We start from the raw sequence: 16,873 nt of genomic DNA, 5'->3' as shown, positions 1-16,873 counted from the left end.
AACGAATTAGGATGGGTCATCTCATTGTGCACAAGTACAGGGCACTACTAACGGATGGTAAAGGTAGAAGCACTCAATAGCGATATTGAGGGATCAACTACTACACCCAGTAATCGGTTGATGATAATCGGTTAAGGTGCGCGAGGTGACTACCTCTCACACGGCGGTTCCCGAATCCGAAGTGGATGGCGCGCCGGCGCGCTTACCGGAGCCTGGTCAGGTCGTCGAAGTGAGGGGCTCGACCTGGGCGGTCGCCCGCGTCGACGAGCAGGTGCTGCCTCGCAGTCCGGCCGACGAAGTCGCTCCCGGACTCAATCACGCTGTCACGCTTCAGGCCCTCGACGAGGACAGACTCGGCGAGGAACTCACGGTTGTATGGGAGCTGGAGGTCGGGCACACGGTGACCCCGGCCCAGGGCCTGCCGACGCGGATCAACCCGGAGGCATTCGACGACCCGAGTACGCTCGCGGCCTTCGTTGACGCGATGCGCTGGGGCGCGATCACCTCCGCCGATGACCGCAGCATGCAGGCGCCGTTCCACAGTGGTGCCGAGGTGCAGGCCTACCAACTGGAGCCACTGCGCCGCGCGCTCTCGGCGCCGCGTACCAACCTATTGCTCGCCGACGATGTCGGATTGGGCAAGACGGTCGAAGCGGGCCTCGTCATTCAGGAACTCCTGCTTCGGCATCGTGCCCGCACGGTGATCGTGGTGTGTCCACCGAGTCTCGCCCTGAAATGGCAGGACGAGATGCGAGACAAGTTCGGTCTGGAATTCAGCATCGTCAACAGCGAGATGCTGCGCACGGTGCGGCGTCGTTACGGGCTGCATGCCAACCCGTTCCAACTGTTCCCCCGAATCATCGTCAGCATGGCCTGGTTGCCGCAGGTTCGGGCACAACGGATGCTCCGCGACGTGTACGCGCCGATTGAGCGCTACGGTGCAGGCCGACGGTATGCCTTCGACGTTCTGGTAGTCGACGAGGCGCACCATGTCGCTCCGTCGAGCCCGTCGGCGTTCGGCGGCGTCGGCTACGCCATCGACAGTCACCGCACGATGGCGGTCCGAGAGTTGGCTGAACGCTGCGAGCATCGTCTGTTCCTCAGCGCCACTCCACACAACGGACATCCCGAATCATTTACCGCGCTAATGGAGATGATCGACTCGCGAAGGTTCAGCCGTGGCGCGTTGCTCGACGAGCGTGCGCTGCGGGATGTGACCGTCCGCCGGTTGAAATCGGATCTACCCGACTTGGGTTTCCGGCAGCGCACATTGTCCGTGCTGCCGGTTACCCCGAGCGCCGAGGAGCAGGAGATGTTCGCCCTGCTCGACGAGATTCTCACGCGGAGTGCCCAGGCGAACGGAACTCGCGTGACCGGCGACATCACCGCGATGCTGTTCAAGAAGCGCTTCCTGTCTAGCCCGTTGGCCTTCGGCAGGACGCTCCGCAACTATCTCGACGCGCGGGCAGCCGGCGGTTTGCCCGCCGACCTGGACCCCGACGAGGTCTTCGGCGAGGGGCAGTCGGACGAAGAGGAAGGCCTCTGGGAGCAGGATGAGGCAACCCTGCTGCGCCGCAGCAAGGCAAGCGACCCCCTCGTCGCCGCCTCGTCCGGCGACCTGGAGCGCCTGGCAGCGTGGGGTCTGGCGCAGGCCGGGACGCCCGATACGCGGCTGACCGAGCTGATCGGGATGCTGAAGGCGGTCTGTTGCCCGGGCGGACTCTGGTCGAACGAGCGTGTTGTGGTGTTCACCGAGTACGCCGACACCTTGGAGTGGGCCCATCGGGTGTTGCTGCAAGAAGGCAACGATTGGAAGGAGCGGGTAGCGACCATCCGGGGGGCGACGCCGATCGAGGCACGCGAGTTGACCAGAGAGGGATTCACTACCGACCCGGCGGCCAACCCGGTACGGATCCTGCTGGCGACCGACGCGGCCGGGGAAGGTATCGATCTTCAGCGACACTGCCATCGATTGGTAAATCTTGATATCCCGTTCAACCCTTCCCGGCTGGAGCAGCGGATCGGCCGCATCGACCGGTGGGGCCAGCACGAGACGCCGCTGATCTACCACTTCCGGCCGGACGCGAGCTCCACGACCTACGCGGCCGACATGGGATTCATGGAACGCATCGCCCGGAAGATCGTGGCTGTGGAGCGGGATCTGGGTTCGGCCAACCAGGTCATTGGCGAAGAAATCCAAGCGCATTTCGCGCGTACAAGTATGGCCAGACGCAAGCGCCCGGCTGCTGACGGGAATGCGATCATCAATCGCACCCTTGCGGGCGGCCTGGAGCTCAACGCTCGCCTCACCCAGCTCGCCCGCGGCTATGCCGAGAGCAAGGTTGCCCTACATTTGGAGCCTGCGAACCTCCGCCGTGTCGTGGATACGGCGCTGCGCATCAGTCACCAGCCGATGCTCCGACGAATTGGTGACGACCGCACCGATGCGGAGGTCTTCGCGGTCCCGGCGCTCGGCGGAGCGTGGTTACCGAGCCTGCGCGGCCTGGATACGCGGCTGAATCCCGGTGTGTGGCGCCCGATCACGTTCGACGAGAAGGCGGCAGAGGGCCGTGAAGACCTGGTGTACGTCCACCTTGGTCATCCGCTCGTCCGGAAGGCGCAACGCCTGCTGCGGCATTCGCTCTGGAGCGCGGAGGCTCCGCTGGAGCGGGTGAGCGCCGTCGTGGTTCCCGACCTGCCGGAGTCGTTCGTCGCCGCGGTCACTCGGATGGTGCTGGTTGGCCGGGGCGGCCTGCGCCTGCACGAGGAGGTGTTCCTCGCGGGTGTCCGCCTACGGGGTCGTCGGGCTCTCGCTGAGGAGCGCGCCGAACGGCTCCTCGACCAAGCTCTGGACCCGCCTAGGACGCTAACCGATCCAATGGTCCAACGGTCGGTGACCGCCGCTGATCCCGCGGTTCGCGCACAACTGGCTGACGACTGGAACGCACCGAACTCTCCGCTGCGGGAGCGTCTGCTGGAATCGATGACGCAGCGGGCGAATGCCCGGCATGAACGGGTTAGCGACCAGTTGGCACGTCGGCGTGACGCCGACGTGCGCCGTGCCAGGGAGATCTTCAATGCCTTCGGCCGCAACCTCGACGAGTCTCTCGACCAGTTGCTGACTGCCGAGCGCGAGGACGAGATGCGCCTGTTTACCGACGAACAGCAACGGCAACGACGCCGCGACATCGACGCGATGCACCGCCGCCGCGATGAACTGTCCGACGAGGAAGACCGCGAGGTCACGGCTATCGCCGATCGGTACCGAGACGTGAAGCCGCACACGGTTGCCGCCGCCGTGGTATTCGCGCTCACACCCGACGACGCCGCACGGCGAGGGGAGGACTGATGCCGCCACGCGGACGGGGAGGCCACGGCTGGGCACCGCGTACCAAGACGGCGAGCGAGTTGCACCGTGGCTGGCTGGAGTTGGTCGACAGCGAGGGGCCGTTCCTGGCCGTCCCGCCGCTCAAGAGGGTGTGGCCGCACGGGATGCCCGGTCTGAGCGCCGAGCGGTTGGATGCGCTGCGGATAGCCAAACCGGCCTTCGACCATGCTTGGGAGGCTGCCGACCTCGACCCGGACGACGAGCCGATGCGGGTCAAATATCGCCAGGCCCGGGACGAGTGGGTTCGTACGGTGCTCCGCGACGTGGCCGGCTGGCAGAATGCCCTCATCTGGGGGGCGGAAGAAGCCCTCGCCGTCGTGGTTGACTCGCCGGACCGTCGGGTCCAGGTCGCCTCGCAGGGGGTGCTGCGCGGCCCGGATGGGCTAGCCGCGTTGGTCAGCGTCGTCGACCGGTCGGCGGATCTCCGCGCGACGGGGAGCGACGGGTGGGCCGCGAGCGCGATCGACCGAATGGCCGAGATGCTGCGGCAGAGCGACGTCCGGATCGGTGTCGTGACGGACGGACAGTGGTGGGCGCTGGTCTCTGTCCAGCCGGAGGTCATGGTGGCCTCCGGCATCGTCGACGCGTTGACCTGGACCGAGGAACCGCTGGCCCGCAATGCCTTCCTCACTCTGCTGAGCCGCCAGTACCTCATCGGTGGCGCGCCCGACGAGCGGCTACCGGTGCTCTTCGCCGAGTCGGTGGCCGCCGCCGAGGAAGTTACCGAGGCGCTGGGCACACAGGTCCGCGCGGCCACCGAGGGACTGGTTCAGGCGTTCTGGCAGGCCGCCGAGGAGGCTCGTCGCCGCGGTCAGGACGACCCGCTTCCGGCCGATCCCGGTGAGACCTACACTGCCGCGGTCACCGTGATGATGCGGGTCGTGTTCCTGCTCTTCGCGGAGGAACGCGGTCTGTTGCCCGCGGGCTGGCTCTTTCGCGCCGGATACGGGTTGAGCGACCAACTGGACGTGCTGGAGCGTCGGGTGCTCGACGAGGGTGAGGAGTCGCTGGACAGCACCTACCTGACGTGGCATCGGTTGCTCGCGACCAGCCAGGCCCTCCACCGTGGCGCGACGTTCGAGGACATGCGGATGCCTGCCTACGGAGGATCGCTTTTCGACCCCGAGAGGTTCCCGTTTCTCATCGCACCGGGGGAGAGCGGGACGCTGGCCCTGACCGTGAGCGACCGGGTCATGCTGCACATCCTGCGCTCGATCCAGATCGCCCAATTCGGCGCCGGCGACGCTCGCCGGATCTCGTTTCGCGACATCGACGTCGAGCAGATCGGATATATCTACGAGAACCTGCTCGGATACACGTGCTCCCGGGTCATCGGGGACATTCAGGTCGGGCTCCGCGGTAGCGCCGGGGCCGAGCCAGAGATGCCGCTGACGGTGCTCGAGGCGCTGGCGGAGTTGCATCCAGAGCCTGCGGCTCTTGCCTCCGCGATTATTGGCTGGCTCAAGGAGAACCAGCCCAGCGCGCGCCCACCGAGCGTGAGCACCCTCGCCAAGCTGCTCGCCACCGCGCCGAGCGAGGAGGCCGAGCGTGCCCTGCGTGCGGTATCCGCGGACGACGTGCTGCGCGATCGATTGCGCCGTTGGGCCACCGTGACCCGTCCGGACCTGCGAGGACACCCGACAGTGGTACCCGAGGGCGGCCTTCTCGTGACCGAGACTCCGTCCCGACGGAACGCCGGCGCCCACTACACGCCCAGTGACCTGGCGATGGCCGTGGTCGAGCACGCTCTCGAGCCGCTCTGCTACTCGCCCGGCCCGCACCAGACGCCGGACACCACCCGCTGGCGACTACGTGCCCCGGACGAGATCCTCGGCCTCAAGGTCGTCGACATCGCCGCGGGGTCCGGCGCGTTCCTCGTCGCGGCGGCGCGCTATCTGGGCGCCCGACTGGTCGAGGCATGGATCGCCGAGGACCCGACGAATGCCCGGCTTCGTGGCCTCGGGCAGCGGGCTGTCCGGCAGGTTGTTGCCCGCTGCCTCTACGGGGCGGACATCAACGCCATGGCCGTGGAGATGTGCAAGCTCTCCTTGTGGCTGGTCTCGCTCGACCGAAACCTGCCGTTCTCGTTCGTCGACGACAAGATCCTGCACGGAAACTCGCTACTCGGGCTCACCAGCCTGCGACAACTCCGGGCGCTGCACATCGATCCACCGGAGAACCAGCAGCCGCGGCTGACCGCTGTGGACGCCGACACGGCGGTCCGCCGGGTGATGGGCATTCGCGGTGATCTGGCCAGTGAGGTCGACGAGTTCGATCCGCAGCGCAGCGCTACCGCGAAGCGCCGGCTGCTCGACCGACAGCATCAGGCGATCGCCGACGCGAGCACGATCGCCGACGCGGTGATCGCGGTCGGTCTCCGGCTCGGGGGGAAGCCGGGCTCTGCAATGGACGAGGCGTACGACGACTTGGCCGAAGCGGTCGGCGCGGCGTGGCCGCCGGATGGAGGCGCCGGAAATCCGGAGGCGTTAAACATGGTCATCGAGGCGGGGCTGACCCCCACAGTGACCACCGACTACTCGCGCTGGAAGCCGCTGCACTGGGTGCTGGAAGTGCCGGATGTCTTAGTCGGTCACGGTGGCTTCGACGCCGTGATCGGCAACCCGCCATATCTTGACGGGCGCAAGATTGCTCGTGTCGCAGGATCAAATTTTCGAGACTGGATAATTCAACAATTGGCAAATGGCAAGACTGGAACTGCCGATCTTGTCGTCTATTTTTTTCTGCGGGCTTACGAGTTGCTTCGGTCGACTGGAACATTTGGCCTCCTTGGTACGAACAGCGTCGGCCAAGGAATCAGCCGGGAAGTCGGATTGGATCAGCTAGTCGCTAACGGGGTCACACTGACCCGCGCTGTGCAGAGTGCCGCTTGGCCGTCAGCGAGCGCTAATCTGGAGTATGCGGCGATCTGGGGGAGTGTGGCTCCAGTGGCTGAGGATGCGCACCGAGTCGCCGACGGTGTGGTCGTGCCCCGGATATCGAGTCTGCTGGAAGCTGCCGGTCGAATTGACGGAAATCCGGTGGAGCTAACTGAGAATGACGGTGTCGCCTACCAGGGATGCATTGTCCTAGGGAAAGGATTTCTCCTTGAACCGGACGAGGCTCATTCGTGGATAGTTGCCGATGGGGAAAATCGTGAGGTCTTGTTTCCCTACTTGAACGGAGAGGATGTGAATTCTCGACCAGACCTATCGCCGTCGCGTTGGGTTATTGATTTTGGCGATCGTTGCCTGATCTGTTCTGGTCGGTATCCGCAGCCATTTGCCCGTCTGTATGAGACTGTTCGGCTGGAGCGGGCGAAGGCGAGTGCTGTCGTCGCTGCCGCGAACTGGTGGCAATTCTGGAGACCGCGGCAGAGGATGCGTGAGAAGCTCGCAGAAATGGATAGCATTCTAGTGATCGCTCGGGTGAGCAGGACGGTCATGCCGGTGCGTATTCCAAATGCATCAGTGCCAAGTGACGCCGTTGTTATATTTGCCACCGGGTCGTATGTTGACCAGGCGGTACTTTCGTCGAGCCTGCATCAGCTATGGGCGATCAAATATGGCTCCGGCATGCGCAATGATCCTCGGTACACCCCGTCGGATGTGTTCGACACCTTCCCGCGACCGGAGGCAACAACGCGGCTTGATCAGATGGGCCAGGCGCTCGACAACCGGCGGCGCGAGATCATGTTGCGCCGCCAACTCGGTCTGACCAAGCTCTACAACCTGGTCAACGACCCCGACCTGCCCGACGACGTCGACCAGGACGTCGCGACGATGCGACGCCTCCACGTGCAACTGGATGAGGCGGTCGCAGCGGCCTACGACTGGTCCGACGTCGACCTCGATCACGGATTCCACACCTACCGGCAGGCGACCCGGTGGACGGTCAGCCCGGCTGCTCGGGTCGAGTTGCTCGACCGGTTGCTCGCCGAGAACCTGCGCCGCGCAGCGGCCCAGCCCAAGCGAACCGGCAAGGCACTGACTGCCACCAGACCACGCATCGCACGCCAACGGACAGTGAACGAGAACCAGGGCACACTGTTGTGAGGAACAACCCGCGATGACTGACCCGACGCCGACATATCGGTTGGCTCACGACCTCGATGGCACGTCGTACCCGGTTCGCGAGAACCTTGCCGACATCCTGGAGCGGGAGCTGCTCGGCCCGGCTGAGGGTCCGGACGAACTCCTGCTGGTCAGCCCGCGCCAGGTCTATCTGGTGGGCCACCTCGCTCCGGCTCGCCTCGTCGAGGCGGACATAGCCGATGAGAGTCGGCCGGAGGACGAGGACGAGGCGACCAGGGGCGACATCCTGGTCGGCGTCTTGGCCGATCCGGAGGCCCGGTCCAGCCAGACCGGCGTCCCGTCCGAGCCGGTCGACGAGACGGCCACGGACGAGCAGGGGGAGGACGCCGAGGACCGCGGCCCCCGCCAGGGGCTGATGGTGCCGTCCTCGATGGGGCTCCGATTCCAGGTCCCCGAGGATCTGGCCGAGTTCACGGTCACCGCGACCTGGGGAACGTACAAGAGTGTCAAGGCCGAGAAGGTAGACAAGAGCGGGCGCCCGGTTCGGGGCTACCGGCGGACACCGGTCGCGATCACGGAGACCATTCGGGTGGCCGATCTGGTGCAGGGACGCACCTATTCGCGGATGCTCACCGGGCAGATCAAGCTTCAGATCGACGTCTACGAGGACCGGCCGTATCGACGGCGGCTGATCGAGATTGCGCTCTGCAACGACCGGGAGACACCGCCGCGGATACCGATCGCGGAGTGGCTGTTCCAGACCGGCCTAACGATCAAGGCTGGCGGAGAGCCGGTGTTCCTGCCCGTCCGTGACGTGGTGGAGCAGGAGTGGCCGGAGCACGACAACGAGCGCCGCCGTCTCGACCTGCAGTATCGGGACCGGCTGGAGTTCGCCGTCGGCCGCACCTGCTCAGTCGACTGGACGGTGGCGCCCGGCGCACGGCGGGCCACAGTCGTCCGGACCACCTGGCTGCCGACCGCGCAGACCCCGCAGACCCAGGCGCGGCAAGTCGCTGACGCACAATTGGAGATGGCCGCCTTGGCCGCAGCGTCCCCGGAGGAGGTCCGGGCAGGTCTCACTCCGCTGGTCGACGGATACGGCGCCTGGCTCGACGAGCAGGAGAACAAGGCTGCGGCTCTTCCGGGGCACCTGGCCGAGGTCGCGGAGGACGTCATCGTCACCGCTCGGGAGGCGCACGCCCGGCTTGTCGCCGGCCTCGACCATGTCACCAGGGACGCCAACGCCTTTCGATGCTTCCGGTTCATGAACGAGGTCATGCACGACCAGCGGGTGCACTCACAGATCGCCGCCGCCCGCAGCGCCAATCCGGACCTAGGCCGCGAGGACGCCGAGAGCCTGGTCGGGGGGGAAGAGCGCGACCAGCCGTCGGCATGGAGGCCGTTCCAGTTGGCCTTCATCCTCATGCAACTTCCCGCTCTCACCGATCCGACCGAGGGCGTTCGTAGTGGACCGAACGCACGGGTTGAGCTGCTGTTCTTTCCGACCGGTGGTGGCAAGACCGAGGCCTATCTCGGACTGGCCGCCTACACGTTCGCAATCCGGCGGCTGCAGCGCGTCGTCGAATCGGCGGATGGACCATTGGACGGTGGCGATGGGGTCGCCGTTCTCATGCGGTACACACTGCGCCTGCTGACCGCGCAGCAGTATCAACGCGCCACCACGCTGATGTGCGCGGCGGAGCTGGCCCGCAGGCGCGACGAGCAGACCTGGGGACAGGAGCCCTTCCGGATCGGTCTCTGGGTCGGCACCGACGTCAGCCCGAAGCGGTGGGAAGAGGCCAACGAGCAGCTGAGCCGTGCCATGCCCGGTGGCAAACATCGGCTGACCGTCCTTCAGGTTCAGCGTTGTCCCTGGTGCGGAACGCCGATAGGGGAAGCCAACCTGCGCGCGGACAAGGCAACGCGTCGGGTGTTCGTGTACTGCGGCGACGACATGGCGGTCTGCCCTTTCGCCCGTGGAGGCGAGGTAGCCGACGGGCTGCCGATGCTCACGGTGGACGAGGAGATCTACCGACTCGCTCCGGCGTTCGTGATCGCCACCGTCGACAAGTTCGCCAGGTTGGCCCGCGAAGGAGAGGCCGCGTCACTGTTCGGCTACGTAGGGCGCCACTGCGGTCGGCACGGGTACGTGCATCCCGACTACGCCGGTTGCGACATCACCGCCGCGCACAAGGCCGACCCTGGGCAGAAACTGCCCGCTGCGACCGTGCGGCCCGTTGGTCGACGTCGGCCCCCGGACCTGATCATCCAGGACGAACTGCACCTGATAACGGGTGCACTGGGTACGGCGGTGGGCCTGTTCGAGGCCGCCGTGGAGACGCTCGCCTGTTGGCAACGGGCCGACGGCGCCCCGGTGCGTCCGATGATCGTGGCCTCGACCGCGACGGTCCGCCGGGCGGTCGACCAGGTGCGCGGCCTGTACGGACGACGGGTCGACATCTTCCCGCCGCAGGTCCTCGATGCGGGCGACACCTACTTCTCCAGTGAGTTGGCGGTCACGCCGAAGCATCCCGGTCGGCGCTACATCGGGGTGAGCGCCCAGGGTGTGCGTCTGTCCAGCGCGGAGATCCGGCTCGCGGAAGTGCTATTGGTCGCTGGGCAGTTGCTGTTCGACCGCGCCGGGGCGGCGGCCGACCCGTACATGACGCTGGTCGGATACTTCAACGCGACCCGGGAACTGGCCGGGATGGCACGCTACGTCGCCGACGACGTGCAGACCCGGGTCCGGCGACCTCGACGAGGCGCCGGCTTCCCGCGCCGCCTGGGGAGTTTCGGCACGCTCGTCACCGGTGAGCTGACCTCCCGCATCGCCTCGGCCGAGATCGGTCGCGCTCTCGACACCCTGGCCCTGGGATTCGACCCCGAGTACGCCACCACGGCCGCGACGCAGCGCCGGATCGCCGAACAGCGGCCGGGGGTCCGGACTCCGCGGCCGACCGTCGATCCGTTCGACGTCGTTCTGGCGACCTCGATGCTGCAGGTGGGGGTGGACGTCCAGCGGCTCGGGTTGATGCTCGTCGTCGGGCAGCCGAAGAACACCGCCGAGTACATCCAGGCCTCGTCGCGGGTCGGACGTGATCCGGCCCGGCCGGGCCTGGTCGTGACGTTGGGCAACTGGGCACGCCCACGGGACCTGGCACACTTCGAGCAGTTCCGGCACTACCACGAGACGTTCTACAGTCAGGTGGAGGCGCTCTCGGTCACGCCGTACTCGCCGACATCCCTTGAGCGCGGCATCGACGGGTTGCTCGTCAGCGCCGCACGCGTCAGCCAGGCCCACCTGCCGGACGGTCTTTCGCCGGAACGCAACGCCTACCTCGTCGCCGAGCAGGCTGATGCGTTGACCACGCTGATCGGGCGGCTCATGCCGCGAATACAGGCCGCAGCGGGCCATGACGACGCCACCGCGCTCGCCCGTGATCGGTTGTTGAACCGTTTGGACCAATGGAAGGGGCGCGCCGGTTACGGGGCCAAGTCGCACAAGTCGCTGGTGTATGAGCGCACCGGTAAATCCGAGGAGTACCTGCCGCTGCTGATCAGCCCGGAGAACGCGAAGGCCCACCCGGGCAGCCCGGATCGCGCGCCGTTCGTCGTCGCTCACTCGATGCGCGAGGTCCAACCTGACGTCAACCTGCTGGTCAGCCCGCTCCCGGAGCGGCTGTACATGGCAGAGCCCGACGCGGCGCCAGCGTGGATCCTGCCAGAGGACGGAGAGCAGCGATGACGTCGATCGACCCCGCTGGCGGTGACGAGGCGGAACCGACGGACGCAATGATCTTTGAGTCCGCCGAGCCGATGGACCTCCTGGCAGAGGCAGAGGAGAGCCAGGCCCACAATCGCGCGAAGGTCGGCGCGGCCCGCCCGTCGGCGCTGCTCTACACGTATGGCGTCGGGTCGATCATGGACCTGCCGCAGTTCTCGATCATGCCGGCGGGCCTCGACGACTGGGAACCGATCTGGCGTCGCCGTCAGACCGTCCCACTCATCGATGAGCCGCGTTTATTGGACGTCGTCCAGAAGCACCTGGGCCGGTCGGTGCGACAGTTGCGGGACTTCCCGTGGCAACCGAAAAGGGTCGCACAGTCGCAGGAGGGCTCGGACCTGGGCGTCCCGGCCCGGGTGTTCCCGCAGTGGCTTCGGTGCACTGGCTGCGACTACCTGGGGCCGCTGCCACGATTCACCTACACCAATACCCATCCATACCGTTCTGACCTCGCCGCGTTCACCCACGAGAGCTGCCCGGGCCGCGGCTCGGGAGGCCGGCGCCGTTCCGCTGCGGTTCCGGCCCGGCATCTGCTGGCCTGCGTCGACGGACACTTGGATGAGTTCCCGTACCTGCTGTGGGTGCATCGGGGCGAGGACTGCCCAGCCGCTCCGCTCCCGGATCTTCAATTGCTCGACAGCAACCTCGGGCAGGGCGCTGGCGCCGTGGTCGTGTGCACACGCTGCAGGGAACGCCGGGGCGTCGGCGAGGCGCAGGGTGAGGTGGGGCGCCGGAAGCTTCCCGCATGCCGAGGACGACACCCACATCTCGACGCCTTCGATCAGGCCTGCGGCCTGCCGACCAGGCTGATCATGATGGGTGCCGCGAACCTCTGGTTCGCCGCCACCCAGTCGGTCATCGTCATGCCCCGTACCGCGCAGGAGGACCAGTCGGCGCTGGTCGCGGCGATCCGCGCGCACGTCACGCCCGACCGGATCGCCAAGTACTCCGACGACCCGGACTACTTCCGGGACGTACTGGTCGGCAAACACGATTTGGCTGAGGTCAGCGACGACCAGTTGCGTTCCGCAGTGAGCAACGCACTGGAGCCTGGACCGTCTGAGGAGGAACGGCACGCGGAGCTGCGCGAGTGGGACCCGATCGAGCTGCGGCTCCCAGAGTGGGACTACCTGCAAAAGCCGGTGCTGTTTCCGCAGCAGGACAACACCAGCGGGCTGATGGTCACCGAGATGCCCAGGGGCCAGTCCCTCCGGCGGCAGCTGACCCGTGTCATCGCGGTCAACCGGATGAAGAAGGTCAACGCCTTCATGGGCTTCACTCGGATCGATGAGATGGACCGAGTGGGTGACCTCCCCACCCGCTTGGTGAAACTGACTCGCGGGAGGCGGCCAACCTGGGTGCCGGCCACCGAGGACCGTGGGGAAGGTGTCTTCGTCCAGCTCGACGAGGAAGCGGTCGCCGTGTGGGAACAGCGCATCCGCCCCACCGGCCTCTGGGCCGCCCACTGCGCCGCACACGAGCTGAACTTCAGGAAGCGCTTCTCCGAGAGCGCGGCGCAGGTCGACCCAGGCACGCGATTGCCCCCACCGCGGTACTGGCTGGTCCACACGTTCGCGCACATCCTCATTCGCGAGATGGCGATGTCGTGCGGCTACGGCGCGGCCAGTCTCAGTGAGCGGCTCTACGCCTGGTCGGCGGCGCCCGGTCGTCCGGCCGCGGCCGGACTGCTCATCTGCACCACGGCCTCCGACAGTGAGGGCACCCTCGGTGGACTGGTCGCGCTCAGTGATCCGGAGCGGCTCGAGGAGTTGGTCGACGACGCGTTGCGGCGTGCGGCGCGGTGTTCGTCCGATCCCGTGTGCGGCCAGCGGACCCCTCGACACGGGGAGGACTTCTTGCACGGCGCGGCGTGCCACTGCTGTTGCTTCGCGTCGGAAACGTCGTGCGAGCGGGCCAACCGCTTCCTCGACCGACGATTCCTGCTTACCCTTCCGACCATCGAGGACGAGCGGGTGCCCGGCTTCTTCAGTGCACACGATGCCGTCTGACGACATCGGCGGGCGTGACCCGCACGAGGCCCTCGGCGGTTACCTGACTGCGTACGAGGCGGGACAGCTCGCGCTTGCCTTCGCCGCCGGGCAGACGACGATGACCGCGGTAGACGGAGTCCCGTCGTCGCGGCGGACACATATTCGTGAGCTGCTTGACGCCGCCGGCATCCATCACAGTCGGCGCGACGCCTCGGTCGCGATCCTTCGAGCAATCGCTGGCGCCAGATCGGTTGAGACCACGGTGACACCGGTGTGGACAATGCCGGGTTCCGAGGCCACCTCCGGTCGCCTCACTCGGGAGGCCCAGCGCATCATCGACAGCGCTCGGATGTCGGTGGTGTGCGCGACGTTCAACTTCAGCGCTGGAACGTGGAAGTCGGCGGCGCTGGCAGCCGCCTCCGAGCGGCCCGGGGTCAGCGTCGCCGTGTATGTCGACGGGCGAACGGGAGGGGCTCAGAAGGTTGCCGACATGTTGCCGCTCGCGAGTGTCTATCGCACGAAGACCATGCGGCCCGGTCGGAAACAGCGGTTCGTCAGCCACGCGAAGTTCATCGTAGTGGATCGGGCACTGATGCTGGTCACAAGCGCGAATTTCTCATACCCGGCAGAGAATAGAAACGTTGAACTAGGTTTGCTGATCGAGGACAGCGCACTCGCCGCTTCGGTCGAAGACCTCATGCGGGACAAGCGCGGCGTCCTCTACGAACTCGTTCCTCCGTCCTGATGGCGTACGCCGGGAGCCGAACAATTTTCGGGCCAGCGCTACCTGATGATGTCGGCGAAAAGAACGCTGTTGAGGAGTAGCGCCGGAACGCGGCGGCCGGCTAACCGATGCTGGGCGAGAGCCAGCGTCGTTGTAGCGCCCTGATGACGACGTCAGGCCCGGGAACTGCGAGAACCAGTTCTTATTCTGGCAAAAATGGTGCGCCAGGTTCGATCCAAATAAGGCCCATCGAGTTTGAGCCGTTCAGCCGCATTGGCGCTTCTCGTCGTGGGACGCCGAAACGTGTCACCTTGAGGACGATCGAGAGTCGTTGCGCTGCTCTGGATCGGCAATGCGCGCTTAACGACGAGGACTCATGCGGCTGCGATGTCGAGGGCTTCGAGAACGGGTGCGGCGCCGGTGTTGGTGATGTCGCGGCCGTAGTAGTTGTCCTCGGTCATGCTGACCTTGTTGTGCCCGAGTTGATCAGCGGCGGCGCGGCTGGTGAGGCCGGCTTCCTTCATTATCGTGGCGACGGTCTTGCGGAAGACGTGGCTGGTGACCCAGTCGTAGCCGCACCAGGCGAAGGCTTCCTTCAGGTCGGCCTCAGTGTTCGATGGATCGCGCAACTTGCCCTTCGCGGAGGTGAAGACCGGGCCGGTGCTGGCCCGCGCCCGGCGCCGCTGGAGCATGTGGACGCACCAGCCGGGCAGGTCGAGGGTGCGCTTCTTGAGCTTGCTCGACTCGTCTTCCTGCATCACCAGTCCGACGCCCTTGATGCGGATGACGTTGCCGCGGAGCCGGACTGTCTTGGCGGCGAGATCGATGTCGTCCCAATGGATCGCGGAGGCTTCGCTGATGCGTAGCCCGGTGGCGAGCATGAAGCCGACGAGGTCGGGCAGGTCGCGGCGGATCGCCTTGTCGTCGTAGGTCAACCAGATCCGCAGATCGATGACCTGGGCGGTGGTCAGTGAGGTCGGAATCTTCTGGGTCTTGACGGCAATACTGCTGGTGTCGCGGACGGGGTTGCGGTCGAGCAGGTCGTTGCGGGCGGCGTACCCGCACACCCCGGAGAGCACCGAGCGGGAGGTTTTGGCCGTGGCGGCGCCGCGCTTGTCCTTCACGGCGTTGAGGTAGCGGTCGCAGGTGGCGACGCTGGCGAGCTCCCGGATGCGGAGCTTGCCGATGCCGGGGATGAGGCACCGGTCGAGGTTGCCTTCGTACTGCTGGATCGTGCCGGCGCCCTTGCCCTGCCGGCGCAGGTCCTCGATCCAGGCGCGGGCCACATCCTCGACCAGTGATTCGGGCTTCAGGTCGGCGCCGCCGCCGACGTAGAGCCGGTCCCTGATGGCCAGATCCAGCGCACGCTTGGCCTTGGTCCTGGTCGCGCCCGCACGCTGAATCTCGCGCGTCACGCCGTCGTAGTCTCGATACGTGGTGCGGACCCGCCACCCCACACGGGTCTTGTAGTAGCGGTATTCGCCCCACGTGCCTACCGCCAATGGCGGCCGTCCCATGATGCCTCCGGTCTAAGACGTCCCGTCTAAGTCCCGGAATATGAGGCCCAGGGTTGCGTTCTGTCAGCTAACAACGAACGGTGTCAACTTGACGTTCGAGCAGCTCAAGGCATCTATGGAGTGGTGTCGAGCGCTGACGAACGATGACGCTCTGTGTAGCTTTTTAGATCGAAGGGTTACTGGTTCGAGTCCAGTCGGGGGAGCATCTTCGCAGGTCAGAGGCCCTCTCCAGGGGTACTGGAGAGGCTACCCCGGGACAATATCCTTGAAAAGACCTGGAAATACTTTCGATTCTTAGGTCTCGTCGGCGTGCTCTTCGAGCCGGGCCAGCACGGCTGAGCGCCGGAAGCGTAGGTACTTTCCCAGCCGGTAGCCCGGGACGAAGCGTCCGAGCGACCACAGCGGGTCGAATCCGTCGGTTTCTCCGGTCATCGCGCCGCCTCCGTGGGGCGGACGACGACGCGAGCTACTTCGAGGGCTCGTTCACCAAGCCGTTGTGCATCGGCGATGTCCGAGGTAGTAGCTGAACTGGTCGCCGGGACTATCGCTGTGAACGGCCACGATCTGGGCCACCGGGATCAGGTCGGCCGCTCGAGCGGCGGACTGGAGTATTCGCTGGTGGATTTCCTCACCAGTCAGGACAGCGAGCACGCATCCGCCGTTGGCGAGGAGTTGGCGGGCCGCCGGGTGATCGGAGACGCTGCGGGTTCGGTCGGTGAGGGCGATGTAGTGGCGGTGGCGCCGACGGCGGCGGCATGGGGGCGTCGTCGTCGTGTGCGAGGTCGACGACCCAGTCACCGCGGCGCGTGTAGAGCTCGATGAGTCGTCGGGCGAGCTGGGCATTGAGCGTGTTCGCTGCGCCAGCGTCTGCTGAGTCGCGTACATCGTCACCGAGTCGCCAGACGGCGAAGGGGATGGGGGCGGTGTCTAGCGAGTGTCCTGTAAGTCATCGGAGCCAGAGCGCGATCGCGGCGAGGATGAGTTCTGACTGGTTTGAGTCGGTTGAGCAGTGTTCGACGAAGTTTCGCCGTTTGTAGATGTGCCGATCGAAGGCCGGCGGCCGGCCACCGGCTCTGCCTTGGGCCGCCCGATGGGCAGTCTGGTCGGCTCGTTCGGGACCGGTGCATCGGATTCTGCGGGACCGCAGAGCGGCCCGGGTCGAGTCATGCGAGTAGGCCTTGTCCGCGATCACCCCGTCCGGACGGGTGGGAGGCCGGCCCGCCCCGATCCGGGCGACCCGAATGCCGTCGAGCAACGGCAGTAGTTGCGGATTGTCGCCGGCCTGACCGGGCGTGAGCAGGACCCGCATCGGCAGGCCACGCCCGTCGATGCTCGGTTGTGCCGGCAGCCTGGCCGCCGGGGTGTGGCTGGTGCCCACCGGGCTGACGCTGCGCGCCGGCTACCCCGACGGCGGGTGGGTCGTCGCGCTGGTGGCCTG

Annotated in this window: 7 protein-coding genes and 1 pseudogene; 5 read left to right on the top strand and 3 right to left on the bottom strand. The window is 66.4% G+C overall.

All coding sequences use genetic code 11. From position 1 onward, the window contains the following. Positions 1-145: 145 nt before the first annotated feature. The 5 genes from drmD to drmC are packed head-to-tail and all read left to right on the top strand — an operon-like array spanning position 146 to position 13,939. Positions 146-3,349 (top strand): DISARM system SNF2-like helicase DrmD, encoded by a 3,204-nt coding sequence (gene drmD / locus ABD437_RS29770; protein WP_344652255.1) that lies wholly within the window; start codon positions 146-148, stop codon positions 3,347-3,349. Beyond that, a complete protein-coding gene (locus tag ABD437_RS29765; RefSeq protein WP_425558279.1) occupies positions 3,349-7,440 on the top strand; it encodes an Eco57I restriction-modification methylase domain-containing protein in 4,092 nt (1,363 codons plus the stop codon). Before drmD ends, ABD437_RS29765 begins: the two co-directional genes overlap by 1 nt. A 13-nt stretch (positions 7,441-7,453) precedes the next feature. Beyond that, positions 7,454-11,164, top strand: a complete 3,711-nt coding sequence (gene drmA / locus ABD437_RS29760; protein ID WP_344652253.1) for a DISARM system helicase DrmA — start codon at positions 7,454-7,456, stop codon at positions 11,162-11,164. Then, the gene (gene drmB / locus ABD437_RS29755; protein WP_344652252.1) at positions 11,161-13,212 is read left to right on the top strand and encodes a DrmB family protein; all 2,052 of its coding nucleotides are present in this window, start codon (positions 11,161-11,163) and stop codon (positions 13,210-13,212) included. Before drmA ends, drmB begins: the two co-directional genes overlap by 4 nt. After that, a complete protein-coding gene (gene drmC / locus ABD437_RS29750) occupies positions 13,202-13,939 on the top strand; it encodes a DISARM system phospholipase D-like protein DrmC (RefSeq protein ID WP_344652251.1) in 738 nt (245 codons plus the stop codon). The genes drmB and drmC overlap by 11 nt, the downstream gene beginning before the upstream one ends. 353 nt (positions 13,940-14,292) lie before the next feature. Here drmC and ABD437_RS29745 read toward each other — a convergent pair whose 3' ends face one another. From ABD437_RS29745 to ABD437_RS29735, 3 genes and pseudogenes are all read right to left on the bottom strand, one after another. Beyond that, the gene (locus ABD437_RS29745; RefSeq protein WP_344652250.1) at positions 14,293-15,435 is read right to left on the bottom strand and encodes a tyrosine-type recombinase/integrase; all 1,143 of its coding nucleotides are present in this window, start codon (positions 15,433-15,435) and stop codon (positions 14,293-14,295) included. Positions 15,436-15,729: 294 nt separating this feature from the next. After that, positions 15,730-15,867, bottom strand: coding sequence for a hypothetical protein (locus ABD437_RS29740; RefSeq protein WP_344652249.1), 138 nt, complete (start codon positions 15,865-15,867; stop codon positions 15,730-15,732). 580 nt (positions 15,868-16,447) lie between these two features. Then, positions 16,448-16,762: pseudogene (locus ABD437_RS29735) on the bottom strand (transposase); the annotation flags it as partial. Between the last annotated feature and the right edge of the window lie 111 nt (positions 16,763-16,873).

Origin of the sequence: Cryptosporangium japonicum, assembly GCF_039524755.1 — a bacterium.
Taxonomy (GTDB): domain Bacteria; phylum Actinomycetota; class Actinomycetes; order Mycobacteriales; family Cryptosporangiaceae; genus Cryptosporangium; species Cryptosporangium japonicum.
Note: the sequence above shows the minus strand (reverse complement) of the source record. Positions and strands in the feature narration are given on the sequence as shown.

Bases quoted from the DNA above. Each gene is read 5' to 3' on its own strand.
- ABD437_RS29765 (WP_425558279.1), top strand. From the start codon at position 3,349: ATGCCGCCACGCGGACGGGGAGGCCACGGCTGGGCACCGCGTACCAAG.
- drmC (WP_344652251.1), top strand. From the start codon at position 13,202: ATGCCGTCTGACGACATCGGCGGGCGTGACCCGCACGAGGCCCTCGGC.
- drmB (WP_344652252.1), top strand. From the start codon at position 11,161: ATGACGTCGATCGACCCCGCTGGCGGTGACGAGGCGGAACCGACGGAC.
- ABD437_RS29745 (WP_344652250.1), bottom strand. From the start codon at position 15,435: ATGGGACGGCCGCCATTGGCGGTAGGCACGTGGGGCGAATACCGCTAC.
- ABD437_RS29740 (WP_344652249.1), bottom strand. From the start codon at position 15,867: ATGACCGGAGAAACCGACGGATTCGACCCGCTGTGGTCGCTCGGACGC.
- drmA (WP_344652253.1), top strand. From the start codon at position 7,454: ATGACTGACCCGACGCCGACATATCGGTTGGCTCACGACCTCGATGGC.